At 39.6% G+C, this 19,156-nt stretch carries 12 protein-coding genes; 9 read left to right on the forward strand and 3 right to left on the reverse strand.

The annotated features are described in order from the left end of the window. Positions 1–110: 110 nt before the first annotated feature. Entirely contained in the window at positions 111–1,280 is a 1,170-nt protein-coding gene (locus QZ488_RS16780) for a dipeptidase (RefSeq protein ID WP_293750952.1), read from the reverse strand. A gap of 197 nt (positions 1,281–1,477) precedes the next feature. Beyond that, a complete protein-coding gene (locus tag QZ488_RS16785; RefSeq protein ID WP_293750930.1) occupies positions 1,478–3,637 on the reverse strand; it encodes an alpha-galactosidase in 2,160 nt (719 codons plus the stop codon). 522 nt (positions 3,638–4,159) lie between these two features. Between QZ488_RS16785 and QZ488_RS16790 the strand changes: the two genes are divergently transcribed. The 8 genes from QZ488_RS16790 (at position 4,160) to QZ488_RS16825 (ending at position 14,867) form a co-directional block, all read left to right on the forward strand. Then, positions 4,160–6,973 carry a TonB-dependent receptor gene (locus QZ488_RS16790; protein ID WP_293750932.1) on the forward strand — a complete coding sequence of 938 codons (2,814 nt, stop codon included), beginning with the start codon at positions 4,160–4,162 and terminating at the stop codon, positions 6,971–6,973. Positions 6,974–7,165: 192 nt separating this feature from the next. Then, positions 7,166–8,704 (forward strand): tryptophan halogenase family protein, encoded by a 1,539-nt coding sequence (locus tag QZ488_RS16795; protein WP_293750934.1) that lies wholly within the window; start codon positions 7,166–7,168, stop codon positions 8,702–8,704. Positions 8,705–8,710: 6 nt separating this feature from the next. Further along, positions 8,711–9,475, forward strand: a complete 765-nt coding sequence (locus QZ488_RS16800) for a SapC family protein (protein WP_293750936.1) — start codon at positions 8,711–8,713, stop codon at positions 9,473–9,475. A 109-nt stretch (positions 9,476–9,584) separates the two neighbouring features. Next, positions 9,585–11,069, forward strand: a complete 1,485-nt coding sequence (locus tag QZ488_RS16805) for an SLC5 family protein (RefSeq protein WP_293750938.1) — start codon at positions 9,585–9,587, stop codon at positions 11,067–11,069. 33 nt (positions 11,070–11,102) lie between these two features. Continuing rightward, positions 11,103–12,710, forward strand: coding sequence for an FAD-dependent oxidoreductase (locus tag QZ488_RS16810; protein WP_293750940.1), 1,608 nt, complete (start codon positions 11,103–11,105; stop codon positions 12,708–12,710). Between the two features lie 185 nt (positions 12,711–12,895). After that, on the forward strand, positions 12,896–13,201 hold the full coding sequence (locus QZ488_RS16815; protein WP_293750942.1) for a hypothetical protein: 306 nt from the start codon (positions 12,896–12,898) through the stop codon (positions 13,199–13,201). Positions 13,202–13,263: 62 nt separating this feature from the next. Further along, a complete protein-coding gene (locus QZ488_RS16820) occupies positions 13,264–13,851 on the forward strand; it encodes a CBS domain-containing protein (RefSeq protein WP_293750944.1) in 588 nt (195 codons plus the stop codon). A 209-nt stretch (positions 13,852–14,060) separates the two neighbouring features. Beyond that, on the forward strand, positions 14,061–14,867 hold the full coding sequence (locus QZ488_RS16825) for a SapC family protein (protein WP_293750946.1): 807 nt from the start codon (positions 14,061–14,063) through the stop codon (positions 14,865–14,867). Between the two features lie 55 nt (positions 14,868–14,922). On the opposite strand, the gene QZ488_RS16830 is transcribed toward QZ488_RS16825, so the two are convergent. Next, positions 14,923–17,001 (reverse strand): fused MFS/spermidine synthase, encoded by a 2,079-nt coding sequence (locus QZ488_RS16830; RefSeq protein ID WP_293750948.1) that lies wholly within the window; start codon positions 16,999–17,001, stop codon positions 14,923–14,925. A 98-nt stretch (positions 17,002–17,099) separates the two neighbouring features. Here QZ488_RS16830 and QZ488_RS16835 point away from each other — a divergent pair, with 98 nt between their 5' ends. Next, the gene (locus QZ488_RS16835) at positions 17,100–19,118 is read left to right on the forward strand and encodes a winged helix-turn-helix domain-containing protein (RefSeq protein ID WP_293750950.1); all 2,019 of its coding nucleotides are present in this window, start codon (positions 17,100–17,102) and stop codon (positions 19,116–19,118) included. The last annotated feature ends 38 nt before the right edge of the window (positions 19,119–19,156 follow it).

The raw sequence follows: 19,156 nt of genomic DNA on the forward strand, positions 1-19,156 counted from the left end.
CATGACTATGTCTGCCCATACAGTGTGTTTGTATATACAGCATAGTTCAGTCCTGAGTTATCTGCACAGGCATGAAAGGTTATGACTAGTTAAGTTTATGAACATTTAACTTAATGTTTAGCGGCGTACTCTTCGTTGGTTTTCCATACACGCATAAAGTTGCCACTGAGTATTTTGATTATATTTTTGTCACTGTACCCACGATTTAATAAACCTTGGATCAAGTTGGGATAAGTTGACACATCTTTAAGATCCGTAGGTAGAGAATCACCTACACCGTCATAATCAGAGCCAATGCCCACATGGTCAATACCAATTAGTTTAACTACATGGTCAATATGATCTAATACACTGTCTAATGTGGCATAAGGTAGTGGGTTTTTAGCAGCAAACTCATCGCTAAAGTTCTTGTATTGATCGCTATCCTTACCAAATTTATCTTCTACTACTTTTTGTTCGGCACTACGTCTTTTACTCCAAGCATTGGCTCGTTTTGTGACGAAGGTTGAACCAAAATTGATTTGGATAACTCCACCATTTTCACCTAATGCTTTAATCATTTTATCATCCATATTACGCTCGAAACCGGGGGTAAAAGCGCGTAATGAAGAGTGAGAGGCGATCACGGGGGTTTTTGACAATTCAATGGTTTGATAAAAAGCCGCATCAGACACGTGGGAGATATCAATCAGCACGCCTACTTTATTCATCTTTTGTACCAGTTCTTTACCGAATGGGCTAAGGCCTTTCCATTTACGGCGCAGATCATAGGAAGAATCAGAAATATGATTCGCTTGGGAATGAGCCAAAGTGATGTAACGAATTCCGCGTTCATAAAAATGTTGTAAATTAGCTAAATCACCTTGGATAGGTGAGCCGTTTTCCATTCCCAAAGGTAATGAAATAAGGCCTTCAGCAAATTGTTGCTCTACATCGGCGGTGCTAGAGGCAATCGCAAATTTATTCGGAGCTCGGCCTACAATGGCTTCAACATAATCTATTAGTTTGTCTGCTAATTTGGTTGAGTTGGCCGAGTTATCTAGGCTAGCAGGAATATAAATCGACATAAAAGGTGCGTTTAGGCCACCTTGTTTAGCGCGCGGGTAATCAAAATCACCCTCTTTTGTGGCCTTAGTGACATCTACCCACTTTTCTTCAAGGCGATAAGGTACATCGATATGTGAGTCAATTATGATGTTTTCTTGCGCCAGCTTGTTGGCTTTATCACTGACTGTGATTGCCGAAACATGACTGACATAAAATGTGCTGATAGCGAACATTGCACTGATTTTAAGCATTCTATTCACGATAATAGTTTCCCGTAATTTAATTATCTTCCGATCCATCTATTTAAATAGATTTAGTTTTAATTGATTAAAGATGATTGTTGAGGAGAATTCCCCTAAGGACAGTTTATAGGTTGAAGAGATAAAGTAAAAGAGCCCCTTAAATTAGAGACTCATAAATACCTGTAAACTTAACTCACCTTAGTTAAATGGAAGATCAAGCTACTTTGTGGAGTCAGTAAGGGTAATTGCATACCTAGCTGCATCAATAACTCACCTGAAAACTGTTTGCCATCTATGTCCTGTAGATTAGTTTTAAAATTAAAGATTGATGCTTTTGGCCAGTGTTCGCCTGATTTTATTGGCCAGATAATATCTAATTGATAAACCGCTTTTTTGTCTAATCCAGCAAAATGGAATTGGTCAGGCAAAGACGCAGGACTACAGGCAATTAGACTGTATGAAAACAATGCTTCAGATTTGTCTTGCGAAACTATGCCTAAACCGTGCATATATTCGGGTAACTCAAGGCGGAACAGATCGCCAGAGTGCACCAAGTGTCGGTGTTTTTTATACAGCGCTACCATGGCTTTTAACTCAACAATTTCATCGTCGGTTAATTCTCGCAAATCCATTTCCATGCCCATGTGACCAAACAACACTACCGATGCGCGCATCGCCATATTGATGTTTCTATGGGTGATATGACAATCTCTTGGGCCCACATGAGTACCCATTAATTCTGCGGGAAAGAAGTATGAAAAGCCTTTTTGGATTTTAAGTCTTTCTAAGGCATCGTTTGAGTCAGATGTCCAAATTCGGTCGGTATGCGCCAGCACACCATAATCTGCGCGGCCACCGCCTGATGCGCAACTTTCAATTTCTACGCTTGGGTGAGCAGATTTTAACTTGGCGACTAACTGATAAAAAGCCTGGGTTTGATTGTGGACCGCGGGTTTACCCTGTTCATCACCCGGGTGGTTGATGTCTCTGTTCATGTCCCATTTGATGTAAGAAATATCGTATTCAGTCAATAAACTATCGATGCGCTCAAATAGGTAATCGAACACTTCTTTGCGGCTTAAATCTAATACTAATTGGTTGCGAAATCCGACCTGTGGATTGGGGGGCGTGCCTAACACCCAGTCTGGGTGAGCACGAAATAAGTCACTGTTAGGGTTAACCATTTCAGGCTCAAACCAAAGGCCAAATTCTAAACCCTCTGATTTCACATGTTCGATAAGAGGAGTTAAGCCTTGTGGATAATACGTTTTGTCTACAAACCAATCGCCTAACCCAGCCGTGTCATCATTGCGGCCAATAAACCAGCCGTCATCTAATACAAACCGTTCAGCTCCTATTGTGCTAGCACGGGAAGCCAAGTCTTTTAGGGTATCTAGATCATGATTAAAATAAATACCTTCCCAGGTATTGTAATGTACAGGTCGAGGTTTGTTTTTGACTGACGGCCTAATTAAGTGTTTACGCACATATTGGTGGAATTGCTGAGACAGCGCAGATAAACCATTACTGGTATAACTAGCGTAAAGAGTGGGGGATTTATAAGTTTGACCTTTTTGCAAAATAATTTCACCGGGTAATAGCAACTCACCCATTTGCACAAAGGCACGTCCATCGCCCATTTTTTCTGCAACAATTTTATGGTTTCCACTCCAACCAAGGTGAAACCCGAAAGCTTCCCCTTGTAATTGGTCTGTGGAATTGGTTCGCATAATGAGACCTGGGAAGCTATCGTGAGATGTTCTTCCTCTGCGGTTTTCGCGCACATAGGCCGCAAAGTTTTGTTCTAAATGGTGCTCCTGAAACTCTCCAGCCCAACGCCCTTCAAAGCCCATAATATGTTGAAAATAACTTGGGATAGGGAAGGTTGCGGCCGCGCACCAGTCTAAATTAATTGGACTCTCGCCCTTATTAATCAACTCTGTCGTAATCGTCAGAACATCGGTATCTGCGTCCATAATAAGTGTATGAATGACTTGTAGATGACGACTGATATCTGTGTTGGTTATTTTGTAGTGGTTGGGCCCGAGGCATTCAATGTTTGATATTTCAGTTGCCACTGACCATTGATCTGTTTCCCCATGCAAACTAAGGCCTGGGTGTCCGGTATAACCTTGACCTGTTGTGGGTGTTAAAGACCTAGGTATTTCTCTCATAGGAGAAGCGGGGGCTTCTTGTCTTAGCCGCAATATGCTCATCATCTGTCCAGTGCTTTGTGCAGAGAGCTTTTCACGCCAGTACATAATTTGTGGCGCTTCATTATTGCAGTCGATGACTAAACTACTGTTGCGCCCGGTCAGAGAAATATAGTTTTGTAGGGAGTTTGCCATGTTTAGATCCATAACCTTGTCGAAGCCACTGAGGAAGCTGACAGAAAAAATGATGGCTGTTATAGCGTGAGAGTCATGTCTTTTGCAATTAAAACCATCCAATTTTTCTTGGTTATAGATAAAAAAATCTCGTTAACAGCTCAATTGTTAACAAAATATAAATAGTAATAAATCATGTATATCACTGAAAGAAATATTCTTCTGTCTTATATAAGTTTAAATATGTCTTATGTAAGTGTAGATTTGTATAGCTGTAAACAGCGGTTACCTGAGACTCTGCTAGTATTATGTTCAGTTGACATTGATAGTTTAATTGCAGAATTCTATTTGTAGCTGTTAACAAGAATGCAACGTGCAATCTTTTTATGTTGTAAGAATGTTGGTGAGTTGTTGCAGGTTTGGCGGTTGCTAACTTGGTTTTACTAGGTCAAAAAATAATCTTAAGAATAATAAGGCCTTTAAATACAAAAATTTATTACATCCACAAAATAATAATTAATTAGATAAAATAGGACACATCACATGAAAAAAAATTATCTATGGACGGCAGTAAAAGCCGCCTTAATCTTACCTGCTGCTACGTTAAGCATATCTTCAGTTATCGCGCAAGAAGCAGCCGCAAATGATGCTGTTGAAGTCATCGAAGTTAGAGGTATTGTTAGCAGCTTAAAACGCGCAATGTCGAATAAAAAGGAATCTTTGATTGTTTCAGACGGTATTGCTGCCGAAGACTTAGGTAAATTTCCAGATTTAAACGTTGCCGAATCATTGCAACGTATTACAGGTGTTTCTATCGACCGGAGTGGCGGCGAAGGGCAGTTTGTTACAGTACGTGGTTTTGGTCCACAATTTAACAATGTATTAGTGAATGGCCGTCAAATCGCAACTGAAAACCCAGGTCGTGAATTTAGTTTCGATATATTAGCAGCTGAAATGATCAGCGGAGCAGATGTTTACAAAAGTACCAGAGCTGACCTACAAGAAGGTGGCATTGGGGCAACGATTAATGTGTCTACAGCCAGACCATTTGATATTGATGGTTTTAGAGTGGCCGGTTCGGCTAAAGCTACCTACGAAGATCTTAATGAAAAAACTTCACCTAGCGCATCAGTTTTAATCAGTAATACTTTTAACGATGACAGGTTAGGCGTCTTATTTTCTGCATCACATCAACAGCGTGATGTTGATATTAATTCAATTGGCACGGCCGGTTGGCGTCCAGGTATTACGGTTTCAAACACGGCCGGCGATGTACTTGCAAGTAATATATACATTCCTCGGAATATCGATCATATCTCAGATGTACAAGAACGCACTAGAACCAACGCATCTTTAGTAGTGCAGTATGCGCCAAGCGACGAAATATCTATTACCTTCGATGGATTTATGTCTGAATTTGAAGTGGACTCAGTACAACATGATCTGGCTGCTTGGTATGAGCCGACTCGTGTAGGTAGCGTTACTGTTGATCCTGAAACGCGTACAGCGACCTTTATCGACCAGGTTGGTGGCAATGCGGCGACAGATTTTGTTGAGAACACGCAAGGTAGTCGCAACGTGTCAATAAATGCTTTTGGCCTAAATGTTGAGTGGGATATTCAGGACAACCTAAAAGGTAATTTTGATCTTTCGACTTCAAGCGCTGAAAATGATACCTCTGACGGAAGCTCTTATTTCGCTGTTATCGGCATAGTCAATAACTATCAAACCTCACTTGATGGCGGTAATTTCACTACTCAGCATGATGGGTTTTCTGGTAATACATTGCCAGACGCTAGTCTGGGCCGCAGCCACGTTTATGGTAAAAGTGGTGTAGATAACGAAGATGAAGTGACTGAGTTGAGAGCCGATTTCATTTATACACCTGACAGCGACACTTTCACGCAAATGAAGTTTGGTGCTTATATGCAAGACCGTGAGAAGTCGATTCAAAACTTTAGTCATACGAATAATATTGCCGGTATGTTTGGTTTATTCGGAGGTTATCGTGGTGCTGTGCCTGCGGGGACCTTGCAGCCGTATACTGCAAATAACTTCTTCAACGGCGTAGCTGATACTTGGTATACCTATGATGGTGGGGCTTTCTTTGATGTGTTATCTACTGATACCTCATTGCAATTAGCCAATGATGCGACCTTGGGTGTACCTGATGGAACTACAGCTGCCATTATTGCGGCTAACAACGGTTGGGCTCCTGAACGTCTAGGTGATTATTCTATCATTAACGAAGAAGTTACCAGCTTATACATGGATTTCGTTTTCCAAGGTGACTTAGGTGATATGCCTTGGACTGTGAACATAGGCGCGCGTTATAGTGAGACCAGTATCTCGGTTGATGGTGCTGAGCAAGTTTTACTGGATGTTATCGCCACTAGTGATACGACCTTGTTTCAGAATGTGTTAGGTGATGCTGTCCCAGTCTCTAGAGGCAGCAGTTATGCTAATCTACTCCCCAGTGTAAACTTCAAACTGGATGTTCAGGACGATATGGTCTTACGTTTCTCTGTCTATGACTCGTTAACCAGACCTACATTGTCTCAATTATCATCGGTGACTAATATTGGTGAACCTCGATTGCAGAACTTAACTGCATCTGGTGGTAACCCAGCACTTAAACCCTTTAAGTCAGAAAACTGGGATATTTCTTACGAATGGTATTTTGGTGATGCAAGTTCATTCACCTTCGCTTACTTTAATAAAGAAGTGGATGACTTTATTACTACATTACGTGGTACAGAAAGCATAATACTTGGCGACCGTGCCAATACACCTGGGAATATTTGTGGCAATTGTGCAGCTGATCAACTTCCCCCTGGAGCCATCGTTTCTGATGAGTTACAAGGAGCGTCAGAAGACTTCTTTGTAAGTCGTCCACAAAATGGTGAAACCGCTGAAGTTAATGGTTTCGAAGTAGCAGTAACTCACGTTTGGGACAATGGTTTTGGCTTTACAGCTAATGCCACAGTTGTTAACAGTGATGCAGAAATCGACACTACTGTGTCACAAACTTTCGCCTTAGAAGGTTTGGGTGATTCACAAAACCTGATTGTTTTTTATGAGCAAGATGAATGGCAAGCGCGTATTGCTTTTAATAACAGAGAAGCCTTCCTTCAAGAACTAGGAAATGCGACTACGGGCGAGCCTAATTTCGTAGAAACTTACGGCCAATGGGATGCTAGTGCTAGTTACGATATCAATGAAAACTTAACAGTTTTTGTTGAGGGGATTAACTTGACGGGTGAAGAAACAGTTAAACATGGTCGTTTTCCTATTCAAATTACCTCCATCCAAGATACAGGTACGCGTTATGCGATTGGTGTACGTGCTAATTTCTAGTATGTAACACTGCCATGTCAGATGAATTTTATCTGACATGGCATAATGTTTAGTGTATCTAATGGCCTGTGGCAATATTGCCCGGGCCGTTTTTATCTAAAACGTTATTTATCATCAATGTATGGTTTTATTAAGTGTTGTTTTAGATAAGAATAATGAATCAAAAATGTTAAGTCGGACAGTCTCCTTATAATGTCAAAAGCAGTTAAAAAAATAGTAGTAGTAGGTGGCGGTACAGCCGGATGGTTGACCGCCGCAGTAATAGCGGCACATCACAAAAGCGACACCGATGATGGTCAACAACCAGCGTTGCAAGTTGTGTTAGTGGAATCTTCTGATATTCCCACTGTGGGAGTGGGCGAAGGTACATGGCCCACTATGAAAAACACCATGCAACAAATTGGTATTAAAGAAAGTGACTTATTTGAAAAATGCCATGCGGTATTTAAACAAGGTGGCAAATTTGTTGACTGGGTGCATGGTAATGGCGATTTCTATTACCATCCTTTTACGGTACCGCTAGGTTACGGTCGCATCGATTTGGCCCCATATGTGACTGATATTGAAAACTACGCAGTAGAGTCGAATTTTCAACACCATATTTGTGAAGCGGGTCTTGCCCCAAGAACCATGGCCGAAACAGAATATAAGGGGCAATGTAATTACGCATATCATCTGGATGCTGGTGCTTTTGCTGAGCTTTTAAAAGACCATTGTAAAAGCAAATTAGGTGTAGAACATATAGTGGCTACGGTTGATGATACGGTTTTGTCTAGTGACGGCGCAATCCAACATATTGTGGCGTCCGGCGTGGGCGAGATAAGTGCCGATTTATTTGTTGATTGCACCGGTTTTGCCTCGTTGCTTTTAGGCAAAGCGTTAGACGTACCTTTTGTACCCGTTCACGATGTATTGTTCAATGACACTGCGTTGGCCATGCAAGTCCCCTACGAAGATGTAAATAGCCCCATTGCCTGTCATACCATAGCAACAGCACAAAATGCAGGTTGGATTTGGGATATCGGTTTGACCCATAGGCGTGGTGTCGGGCATGTTTATTCGTCAGATTACTTGAGCGACGATGAAGCTGAAGCTAACTTACGCAAGTATCTTGGCGCTGCAGCTGAAGGAATTGAGACTCGAAAAATTAGTTTTAAATCGGGACACCGAAAACAGTTTTGGAAGAAAAATTGTGTAGCTGTGGGTATGGCAGCTGGTTTTGTTGAACCTCTAGAAGCCACCGCTATTATGTTGGTGGAGTTGTCGGCTCGGTATATAGCTGAAAACTTGCCGGCTGATGATTCGTTGTTACCGATCACAGAGAAACGTTTTAATCAACAAATGGACTATCGTTGGCAGCGTATTATCGACTTTCTTAAGTTGCACTACATGTTAACTAAACGCCCCGAGCCTTATTGGCAAGCCCATTGTAACCAAGCTTCAATTCCTCAAAGTTTAAAAGAAGATTTGGCAATTTGGTCCTATCGAGGGCCAACTAGCCAAGACTTTGATAGTGCAATTGAGCTTTTCCCAGCAGCTAGTTACCAATATGTGTTGTATGGAATGGGCTTTAAGCCTGATTTTAGTAAACAAAGTCACTTATACCGCCAGCAACCACAAGCCGAACAGATTATTAAACGTAACCAACAATTGACTCAACAGATGTTGCAAACATTGCCACCGCATCGAGATTATATTGAAAAGTGGCTTGCCACAGCGAATGAGAGATAACAACAGATGTCAGAACTAGTTGAATTAAGTAGTACTCAACATAAAGGTCTTAAAGTTAGAGTTAATTGTGGTGTTGAAGTCGCCGCAACCCAGCAGATAGTAAAGTTAAGAGTGAATGAAGTGGGACGGGCTGCAGGTAGTTTTCCGATATTTTTCACTCGAAATGCGCAGGACGGTGGCTTAGTGTTATCGGCCTTGACTAGCTTCGAAAATAGACAAAATATGTTTGTTAAGGATGGCCAATGGCAGTCTACTTATCAACCTAGCGCCATACAGACCTTTCCTTTTTTCTTAATGCGCTCTGCATCCGATGAAAACAGTTATACCATTGGTATCGATGAAAAAAGCCCAGTATTTTCTAAACAAAATGGCGAATTAATATTTGAAGAAAACGGCAAAGCCTCGATGCAACTGAGCCGTGCAAAAGTGTTACTCGAAGCCGATATTCAGAATGACATTCATACCTTTGCATTTGGCAAAGAGCTGGAAAAATTAGCGCTGTTAAAAAGTATCGATTTGGTAGTGCAATATCAGGATGGCACCAACCAAAACATTACTGGTTTAATCACGATTGACGAAGACAAGATGAACGTTCTATCTCCAGAGCAATTACATGGTTTAAATCAACAAGGTTATCTCGTGCAAATTCATGCCATGTTGATTTCAATCTATCAATTGAACTTAATCATACAAAAACAAAATAGTCGCAGTGACTTACCTAAAGTGGCTCAATTGAAAATTGAAGTGGCCAAAGACCGGGCTGCCGGTTAAACAACAAGTGATTACCTTGGTTTTTGTTAGAGAATAAAAACAACATTATACATTTAATAATTAATTTGCCTTTGACCCAAAAAAGGCAAATTGGCAAAGGAGCCATAATATGTCCGAAACCATGATCCAGGTGTCGATATTTGCATTTGTTACCGCACTTATTGGTTTATTAACCTATCTACAATGTAGAGGCAAAGGTCGGTTACAAAATGCTACCGAAGGCCAACAAAATAAAGAACTATTTTTGGCAGGAGGTGGGCTGAAATGGTATTTCATTGCAGGTTCAATAACCTTAACCAATTTAAGTACAGATCAACTGGTTGGCACTAATGGTACACAAATGGCTTTGCTTGCATGGTGGGAGTTTGCAGCCTTAGCTGGTTTGATGATTTTGGCCAAAGTGTTTTTGCCTTTATATTATAAATATCAGTGCACTACGACCACAGAATTATTGGAAAAACGTTACCAAAATAAAAATATACGCGCAGTGATAGGAGCGTTATTTTTCTTGAGTAGTGCTTTGATATTTTGCCCAGCGGTGATTTATTCAGGTTCTTTGTTTATGAAAACTATGTTTGATTTGGATATTCCATTGATGTACATAGCGGTAGCATTTGCCACTCTTGGGGCAATGTATGCCATTTTTGGTGGTTTGCGGGCTGTAGCTGTATCCGACACTTATTCAGGTGTGTTGCTGTTAACCATGGCGATTGCCATAGTATTTTTGGCACTTAATGCCATTGATTATGATTTTTCTACTATTCCTGCAGACAGACTCACTTTGATTGGTGATGACGAATCACCTATTCCTTGGCATACCTTATTAACAGGTATGATATTTATTCAAATGTTTTACTGGGGAACCAATCAGGTTATCACCCAGCGCGCCATGGCCGCCCCGAGCTTAAAAGAAGCTCAAAAAGGGGTGTTTGCTGCAGTGGGCATCCGTCTGTTAATTGTTCCAGCTATTGTGGTTATACCAGGCATTGTATCTTTTCAACTATATGGAGATATTGGTGACGCAGCCTATGGAAAGATAGTGGGCGATCTTCTACCTTCTTGGCTTTCGGGTATATTTGCTGCTGCGATGGCTGCAGCAGTATTATCAACCTTTAACAGTAACTTAAATTCAGCCACTGCACTTTATGTATGTGACCTTCACGAACCCTACGTTGGTCATCCAAAAAATGTTGCCAAGTTAAGTGCTTTTATTACGGCAGGGTTAACTATTATCGCTTTGTTATTGGTACCTGTTTATGCTCAAGCTGAGAGCATTATCAATCTATTGCAGCAGCTTTGGGGCTTGTTCAGTATGCCGATTTTATCAATATTTATAGTCGGTTTAGTGTTTAAAAACGTAGAAGCAAATGCCGGTATTATTGCGGTAATATTTGGGGTGTTTTTGTATGGTGCATTGTCATTTGAATTCTCACCATTTCATGCTCCTTTTGGTCTGCACTATATTCACTTAATGTTTGTGACACTTATTTCATGTGTATCGGTTGCTCTACTTATCAACAAATTGTTCTATGGCAAAAATGCTCAGTTGGCTTGGGGCAGTGACGATGGTTTGATTCAGGCTAATGAATCTTAAGGCGAAGACTTTTTAAAAATGATTGGAAATAGCGTGAATAACCTTAGAAAAAGTAATATTCGAAAATTGCCAGAGAAAGTCTTCGATGTATTGATCATCGGGGGCGGCATTAACGGTGCAGTGTCGGCAGCCGCGCTTGCGGCAAAAGGCGCAAAAGTAGCTTTGATTGATAAAGGTGACTTTGCCGGTTTTACCAGTTCTAACTCGTCAAATTTGGCTTGGGGTGGAATTAAATACCTCGAAAGCCATGAGTATGGATTGGTTAATAAGTTGTGTAAAAGCCGTAATCATTTGATGCGGAGTTACCCGTCCACCGTCAAGGAAATTCGTTTTTTCACCAGCATCCAAAAAGGGTTTCGTTTTCCGCCTTTGTTTGTCTTTATGGGGACTATTGTTTATTGGTTGATGGGGCGTTTTTTCACGCAACGTCCGCATTATTTATCAGCCAGTAAAATCAAATCTCTTGAAAACGTGGTTAACACTAAAAAAGTTAACGGTGGCTTCGAATATTCCGATGCATTTTTGCATGATAATGATGCGCGTTTTGTTTTCAATTTTATTCGTTCGAGTATGAGTTATGGTTGTATTGCTGCTAACTATGTACAAGCCAATGGTTCTGAAAAAGTAGCGGGTGAATGGAAAACCCAAGCCAAAGACGTGATCAGTGGTGAAGAGTTTGAGATTCGCTCAAAAGTTATCATCAACTCAGCAGGACCTTTTGTTGACCCGATAAATCAAATTAATCAACAGACAACCGAACACCATCATTTGTTTTCTAAGGGCATTCATCTGATTGTTGATAAAATTACTGATAGCAATAAAGTGCTTACATTCTTTGCTGATGATGGTCGGTTGTTTTTTGTTATCCCTATGGGACCTAAAACGTGCATTGGCACTACTGACACGCAAGTCGAAGATCCACATGCAAAAGTCACAGATGAAGACCGACAATTTGTATTAGACAACGTGAATAAACTTTTAGACTTACCCAAAGCGTTAACGCAAGCCGATATCATTGCAGAACGTTGCGGTGTACGCCCTCTCGCGATTAAGGGAACTGGCGGTAAAGCCGATTGGGTACAGTTATCGCGCAAACATGCTATTGATACAAATAAAGTCGATAAATACCTTTCCATTTTTGGTGGCAAGCTTACTGATTGTATCAACGTCGGCGACGAGGTTGCGGGGTTGATCAAAGAACTAGGTATCACTCTGCCTTACGAAGATTTTAAATGGTACGGCGAGCCAGACAATACTGTACGTGATGAGTTTTTTCATCGTGCTCAATTAATGGACTTTGATGCGCTAACACCCGCTACTTCATCGGAACCATTGACCAAACGGTTTTGGCGAAGGTATGGGCGTAATGCGATTAATATGTTAGAAAAAATTCGCGAAAATCCGGAAAAAGCAGAATTGTTAATCGAAAACTCCGAATATCTACGGGTAGAAATTGAACATGCGGCAGAGCGCGAGATGGTGACTAAATTAGATGATTTTTTACGCCGCCGCTCAAAAATATCACTGGTTGTTAGACGAGAAGACATCCTGTCTGCTCCGGGGTTAAGAGAAGCCTGTGAGATATTGTTTGGTGATGAGGCCGATGCCAAATTACAAGAATATATTGAGTCTGTGGCTTAATTATACGGATTAGGCTTAGGTTGCTATCCAAACGTTTTCACTTTACAAATATCTGAGATTTAAGCATTTGCTTTGAATCTCAGGTAACTCCCTGCCAAGGCAGCTATTGTTATTTTCTTGCGAGTCCCCACTTTTTAGAAATGAACACAAATCTTAAAATAACAGTACCGTCATACAAAAAGCATATGGAGGTTAATTTTTCCTTTCTATTCTTTGTGGTAGTACTTTTTACCTGTTTAAATTTGGCTCAAACTGAAAGTCTAACAGCCAAAGATATTGTTAGTTATACAGCTGACTATTGTGACGAACATCCTGCTGATAGTGCCAATGAATATGATTCAGGCACTGATAGCGATGGCATAATTAACGAAGTCTCGCAGTGCTTCAATCTGTTCGTTAAGTCTGATGTTGAGCATGTCAATTTTGAGCGTTTACCTAATCGCCACCACTTTAGACCACATTCCCGAGCTCCGCCGAAAGTATTTATTTAAATTCCATAACCCTGCAAAGCCCATTTGCAGAAAATAAATACATACTTTTTGGTGGTAAAAAAATGAATACTTTTAAAGCAATTCCTACAGTGAATAACGACATTTCTCAAACTAACGCTTTTGATTTAACGGCTATTCAGATTGATATCAATAGTCCCGCTGAGATTGTGGTGAATGACCTTCAATATAACTTTGCGCAAATGATTTTGCCTGACACTAGCATCGATGAAGCTTTAATCATTATGCAACGAAGTAACAATAAGTCTAAATTATATGTGGGAACAAACACTGAGTTACTAGGTGTAATCGACCATTTTACTTTAGTCAGCCGCAACGTTTTAATGATTGCGAATAGAAAAGGTATATTACGCAAAGAACTCACAGTGGCAGATATCATGAACCTAGCTGTAACAATGCCTGTTTTAAGAAAAGACAATGTTAAACAAAGTCGAGTAGGAGACCTTCTATTTACGATGCAGAAACTGGGTGAAGCACATATTAAAATTGTCGATGAAAATAGATGTTTTTGCGGCTTGGTATCTGCAATGGATATAAGCAGGGCTTTGGATAGACCTGTTGAAATTAACGTCACTGCGCATTCTTTTAAGGATTGTTTTGCTGTTATTCACGAACATACAGATCTAATTTAGGCCGCTATTTAGATAATGTTATTCACGTTGGCAAGAGTTATTTTCTCTTGCCAAATTGTTTAGTTGAATTCAGGTTATTTACAAATATATTACACTTCTATCTTTTTTAGCTTGTAAAAAAAGTAATGATCCCCAAATATTCACGTATGTCCGAATAAACTAGACGGCTCGTAAAGCCGCTTTTTAAAAAATAATTAGAGAACATTTTAATGACAATGAATTACATCCCCCTAGATAAAAACAAACATAAAGATTTACACGTAAATCATAGCAGTGATTTTGCTCATACAAAGGATACGCATTTAGCTGCGGCCTCTTTACGTGAATACGCTCAAATAGCCAGCTGTATGCCAATCATCTTTATCACAGATCCTCAAAGTCAGACTACTCATAGTGTTGCTATGTTAGGTATTGATCAAGGTGTTAACTTGTTCTTAAAAGACGAAAAATGGTCTGGACATGTAGTACCTTTGAATATTCAACGTTATCCATTTGATGTTCGCCCTGATGGCGACAAGTTGGGTGTATTTATTGATGAAAACTCTCCTTTGGTAGGTAAAGAAGGTGAGCCACTGTTTAAGGACGATGCACCTAGTCCGTATCTTGAAAATCGCCAAAAATTATTGTCTGAGTTAGCTAACAGTGAATTGGCGACGCGCGATTTCATTGCAAAAATTGAAGAATTGGGTTTATTTGATTCAATTGTTATGCGTGCACAATATGTTAACGGTCAACAACGTAATATCAATGGCATGAAAACGATCAGCGAAAAGCGTCTTCAAGAATTAGACACTGATACTATTCTCGACTTACATAAATTAGGTTATTTAGGTGCGATTTATGCGGTAATGTTATCTTTAGGCCAAATAAACCGCTTGGTTCAATTAACTCAAGGTAGTGAAAACCCTGTTAGAGGTATTCAACTTATGCCTGAAGAGGCACCAGAAGCGGCTACAGCTGAAGCTGCTCCCGCCGAAAAACCAGCCGCTAAAGCAAAGAAAGCCACTAAAAAATAGGCTTGTTAAATATTTTGCTAAAAGCCCGTTACAACTCAGGTGTAACGGGCTTTTTTTATATTTTAATAACAGACAACAAATTATTGAAATCGTCTGTCCATAATATTTTATCACCTTCAGCTATTACTAATTTAGTACTGTTTCTTTTGCTTTCAATTAAATTGATAAATTCTAGATTGTCAGATATTACCAGCCACTCTGAGGCATAATTACCTAGATTGTTTGAATATGATTTAAATATTTGTACTTGTTTATTTAAGTCATCTGCCAAGGCCGAAATCACAGGTTTTAGGTCTATATGGTTATTCGTGATATGCATTACCAACAGGCCATTTTCTCGTAGGTGTTGCCAGTACAGATGGAAAGCTTCAAGAGTGATTAAGTGAGTGGGAATTGCATCACTACTAAATGCATCTATTACTAGCAAGTCAAGTTGCTTACTGCCCAACTGACGTAACTCTGATTCAAGAGATAAGCGCCCATCACCTAATATCACATCAGTTTTAGCAACTGAGTTTGGGAGATAGTCAAAGTAGGTATTAGCAAATCGGTTGACGTTTGGGTTAATCTCATAAAAATCAATCTGATCAGCATTTCTGCCATACTCAGCAAGTACACCAGCACCTAGCCCAATTACAGCCATTTTCATAATACTTTGCCGTTGAGCATATTTTATTGCGATTGAGATACCAGTATTAGAACCAAAATAACCTTTTATAGGTTCGCGTGCTTTAGTCAAATTTTGGGAGCCATGTACGGTGGTTCCATCTACTAACCTGCGAGAGATATGTTGACCTATGTGCACGTCTTTTACAGTTAAGTAGCCATAAAAATTGCGAGCGCTGATGATATCAAAACGTGTATAGGCTTTGTCCAAGACAAGATATGAAACCACCAATCCCACTAATCCCATACTCCACGCAGTAAAAATTTTAGATTTGGGTAAATTTGGAATTGACCGAGAAACAAAATAGCTGATGCCTACCAATAAATAGATAAGCAACATAGTGATGGGATATTCTGTCAACTTTATAAAAACGATAGGGGCCATTAGTGTCACCAACATGCCCCCCAAAAAACCACCTGCAGCGAGGCATAAGTAAAATAATGTCAGGTTCTCAGGACCTGGCGTATGCTGGCGCAACTCTCCATGGCAGACCATACAGGTGACAAACAGTATCAGGCTGTACATCAAAATTTGCGACAGGCTATTGAACTGGCTACCTAGAAAAAACATTAACAAAGCGGCAAAAATACAAAATAAAAACATCGGCAACCAATAACTGCGAGAATAAAGGTTATATTTTGAGAAACTCAATATATAGCTGACGAGATATAGGCTAAGTGGTAACACCCAAAGAAAGGGCATTGGTGTGATGTTGAGCGTAAGTAGATGTGTTGTACTGAGTAAAATCATCACGCCAGCGGCGGTCAGTGAAATCCATAAAAACAAATGGGACCTTTTAGATTTGTTTATAGATAACCGAACTTTTGAGATGCGTAAAATAGACTTGTCGCGATAAATAGAAACAATCAGTGCTGCGTTTATGAGTAAAAAAAAGCTGTAAAGAATTAGCCAAAGTATCTTTTGATTAGCTAAACCCAAATATGTCTCTAGTAAAAACGGGTAAGTTAATAGTGCTGCTAACGAGCCAAGGTTAGACCAAGCGTAATACGGATAAGCAGAGTTCTTTTTAACGGTATATTGTGTATACCAGTGCTGTAGTAAAACACCTGTAGAAGATAACAGGTAAAATGGTAGTCCTATCTGAATGAAAAGGATTGATAAAATAGACATTTCTGGCGCGCTGGATATATCTTCAATCGCCACTTGTTGCAAAAGGTTAGAAACTATTCCTGCTGAGATAAGCAATAAGGTTAGTTGTATGATGAGTTGTAATTTGACACTTCTCAGTAAGCTCAAACAATAAGCGTGAAAATAACCGAGAAACAGTAATGCTTGGAAAAACAACATTGAGGTTGTCCAAACGGATGCCCCTCCACCAAAGGTAGGTAATATGCCTTTGGCTAAAATAGGTTGGATTTGAAAAAGAAGGAAAGCACTGGTGAGAATATTGAGAAGGAATAAATATTTCCGCATCGACATTTCTGTTGGTATGGTTTGTTGTGCCATAGATAGTCAATCGCAGTTGATGGGTTAACAATGTAGAAGTGCTTGAGTTTTCCTTAAGAAAACATTAGGGGCTGATTTATATAGGTTTTGGAGTTGAAGTGGGTAAAATTTTAGTTGGGTGTTGTTGGATTGATTTGACCCGTTGTCAGATTATCAAGGATGGGCAGACAATATCAGTAGAGCCGAAAGTCATGGAAGTATTTGAATGCTTGTGGACAGCTCAGAATCAAGTCGTGAGTCAGCAAAAAATATTTGAAAAAATCTGGCCAAATAGCATCTTTAATCCCAGTTCAGTGCAACGCAGTATTGCAATTTTACGTAAGACAATAGAACAAGATACTAAAAAACCTGAGTTTATTATTACTCACCCCAAACGTGGTTATAGCCTTGTTTTACACAAACCAACATTTGTCGAAAAAGTGCCGAATTGGAAACGGTCATGGCCAATATTTGTCACATTGATGGCTATTTTTAGCATTGTTACTGGCACCTTGTGGTTTGGCGTACAAGATAATAAAACAACATTCAGTCAACTAAGACCTGTTACATCTAGTGAAAGTAGTGAATATGAATTAGTAATGTCACCCAAGTCTGATATAGCTGCTTTTGTAAGAATAGGTAGTGGTAAAAAGAATCATATTTGGTTAAAAAACTTGGTCACCGGGAAAGAACGCCAAATCAGCGACGAAGCATCCAGTTATAGTAAATTAGGGTGGGCAAAAGATGGCAAGGCAGTGGCGTATGTAACCAGAACGGCCGATAATGACCAACTCTATTATATCTCTGTCGATCCATACAATTTATCGGCTATGCCTCCTGTGTTTTTGTTGGACCTACCACCCAACAGTATTGAAAGTTTTCAAATGCAGTGGTCAACCCAAGGCGATATATATTTTGTTCAAAGAGCCAAAAATACCACTACATTATTACGCCGATATTCGATTGCCAATAATACTTTAACCACACTAAAAACTTATCAGGGTAAAGAACAATTACTAACAATTGCTTTGTCACCAGATGAGAAAAATCTGGCTATGGTTTTGGATATTCAACAAAACAAAAATAATCTTATTGTGATGAACCTAATGACTTCAAATGTAACACCATTAGTTACTTTAGAAGGAAGCGTGCGGGGCATGAATTGGCACCCTAACAATCAGTCTTTACTGATCAGCAATAGAGATAAATTACAAAAGGTAACCTTGAAGAAACAAGTAACAGATATTGATTTTGATAACTTCCAGTATATTCGTAATGCCAGTTATAGTTTTGATGGCGCAGAAATTATGATGGAGTTGATCAACTTAGATGTGGATATTTTGTTTTCTCAGCAAGCAGACCCATATAATTATCAAAGATTAGTGGACACGCAGTCGTTAGATTTTTTACCCATCTATTCTGCGCAAGAAGACAAATTTGCGTTTCAATCTCACCGTAATGGATTAAAACAGCTGTTCGTATATGAACAAGGTCAACAAACCCTTATATTTAACAATCCTAATGATGAAGAATTGTTTGGTTTTGTTTGGTCAAATGACGGTGCGAAAATTATTTCAGCGAGTAAAGACAAATTGTTTTTAATTGATGTTAAGGATTCGACTTATACAGAAATCTCTCATGACAAAGGGCCGTTTTATCTGCGCGAGTGGTATAAATATGAAGACGCTTTATTGGTATCATTAGTGACCGATGACGGTATTAAACCGGCTAAGTTTGATTTAAACACCAAACAACTATCTATTTTACTAGATTCTACACCTAATTTTGAATGTGCTTATATGTCTTTGGATCAAAATGATGGTCTTTACTTCTCTGATTACAAACATATCTATACTTTAAATTCTATGGGGAATTTGGATCTGATATGGCAAGCTGAATATGGTGAAATCACGGGGTTTACTTTGGGTGAAGAGGGATTTTCAGTTGGCTTAGCGCACAAAACTGGATTTGAATTGGTTAAAATTTCCTATCAAAACTCTGAGTCAACTCCCTTGTTTACCACACATTCTGATCAAGGGTTGCACCTTACCAGTACATCAAAAAACGCCGAGAAATTTTTGTTTTCCCATGTAAAAGATAGGCTATGTTTTTGTAAACTGTTGCAATACTGTATATAATTACAGCTGTTAAGGAGGTGGTCTATGATCCCAGCACA

It is taken from the genome of uncultured Paraglaciecola sp. (genome assembly GCF_913020055.1).
GTDB lineage: Bacteria > Pseudomonadota > Gammaproteobacteria > Enterobacterales > Alteromonadaceae > Paraglaciecola.

Excerpts from the sequence above, each read along its gene's own strand:
- QZ488_RS16780 (WP_293750952.1), bottom strand. The coding sequence starts at position 1,280 with ATGTTCGCTATCAGCACATTTTATGTCAGTCATGTTTCGGCAATCACA.
- QZ488_RS16785 (WP_293750930.1), bottom strand. The coding sequence starts at position 3,637 with ATGGCAAACTCCCTACAAAACTATATTTCTCTGACCGGGCGCAACAGT.
- QZ488_RS16790 (WP_293750932.1), top strand. The coding sequence starts at position 4,160 with ATGAAAAAAAATTATCTATGGACGGCAGTAAAAGCCGCCTTAATCTTA.
- QZ488_RS16795 (WP_293750934.1), top strand. The coding sequence starts at position 7,166 with ATGTCAAAAGCAGTTAAAAAAATAGTAGTAGTAGGTGGCGGTACAGCC.
- QZ488_RS16800 (WP_293750936.1), top strand. The coding sequence starts at position 8,711 with ATGTCAGAACTAGTTGAATTAAGTAGTACTCAACATAAAGGTCTTAAA.
- QZ488_RS16805 (WP_293750938.1), top strand. The coding sequence starts at position 9,585 with ATGTCCGAAACCATGATCCAGGTGTCGATATTTGCATTTGTTACCGCA.
- QZ488_RS16815 (WP_293750942.1), top strand. The coding sequence starts at position 12,896 with ATGGAGGTTAATTTTTCCTTTCTATTCTTTGTGGTAGTACTTTTTACC.
- QZ488_RS16820 (WP_293750944.1), top strand. The coding sequence starts at position 13,264 with ATGAATACTTTTAAAGCAATTCCTACAGTGAATAACGACATTTCTCAA.
- QZ488_RS16825 (WP_293750946.1), top strand. The coding sequence starts at position 14,061 with ATGACAATGAATTACATCCCCCTAGATAAAAACAAACATAAAGATTTA.
- QZ488_RS16830 (WP_293750948.1), bottom strand. The coding sequence starts at position 17,001 with ATGGCACAACAAACCATACCAACAGAAATGTCGATGCGGAAATATTTA.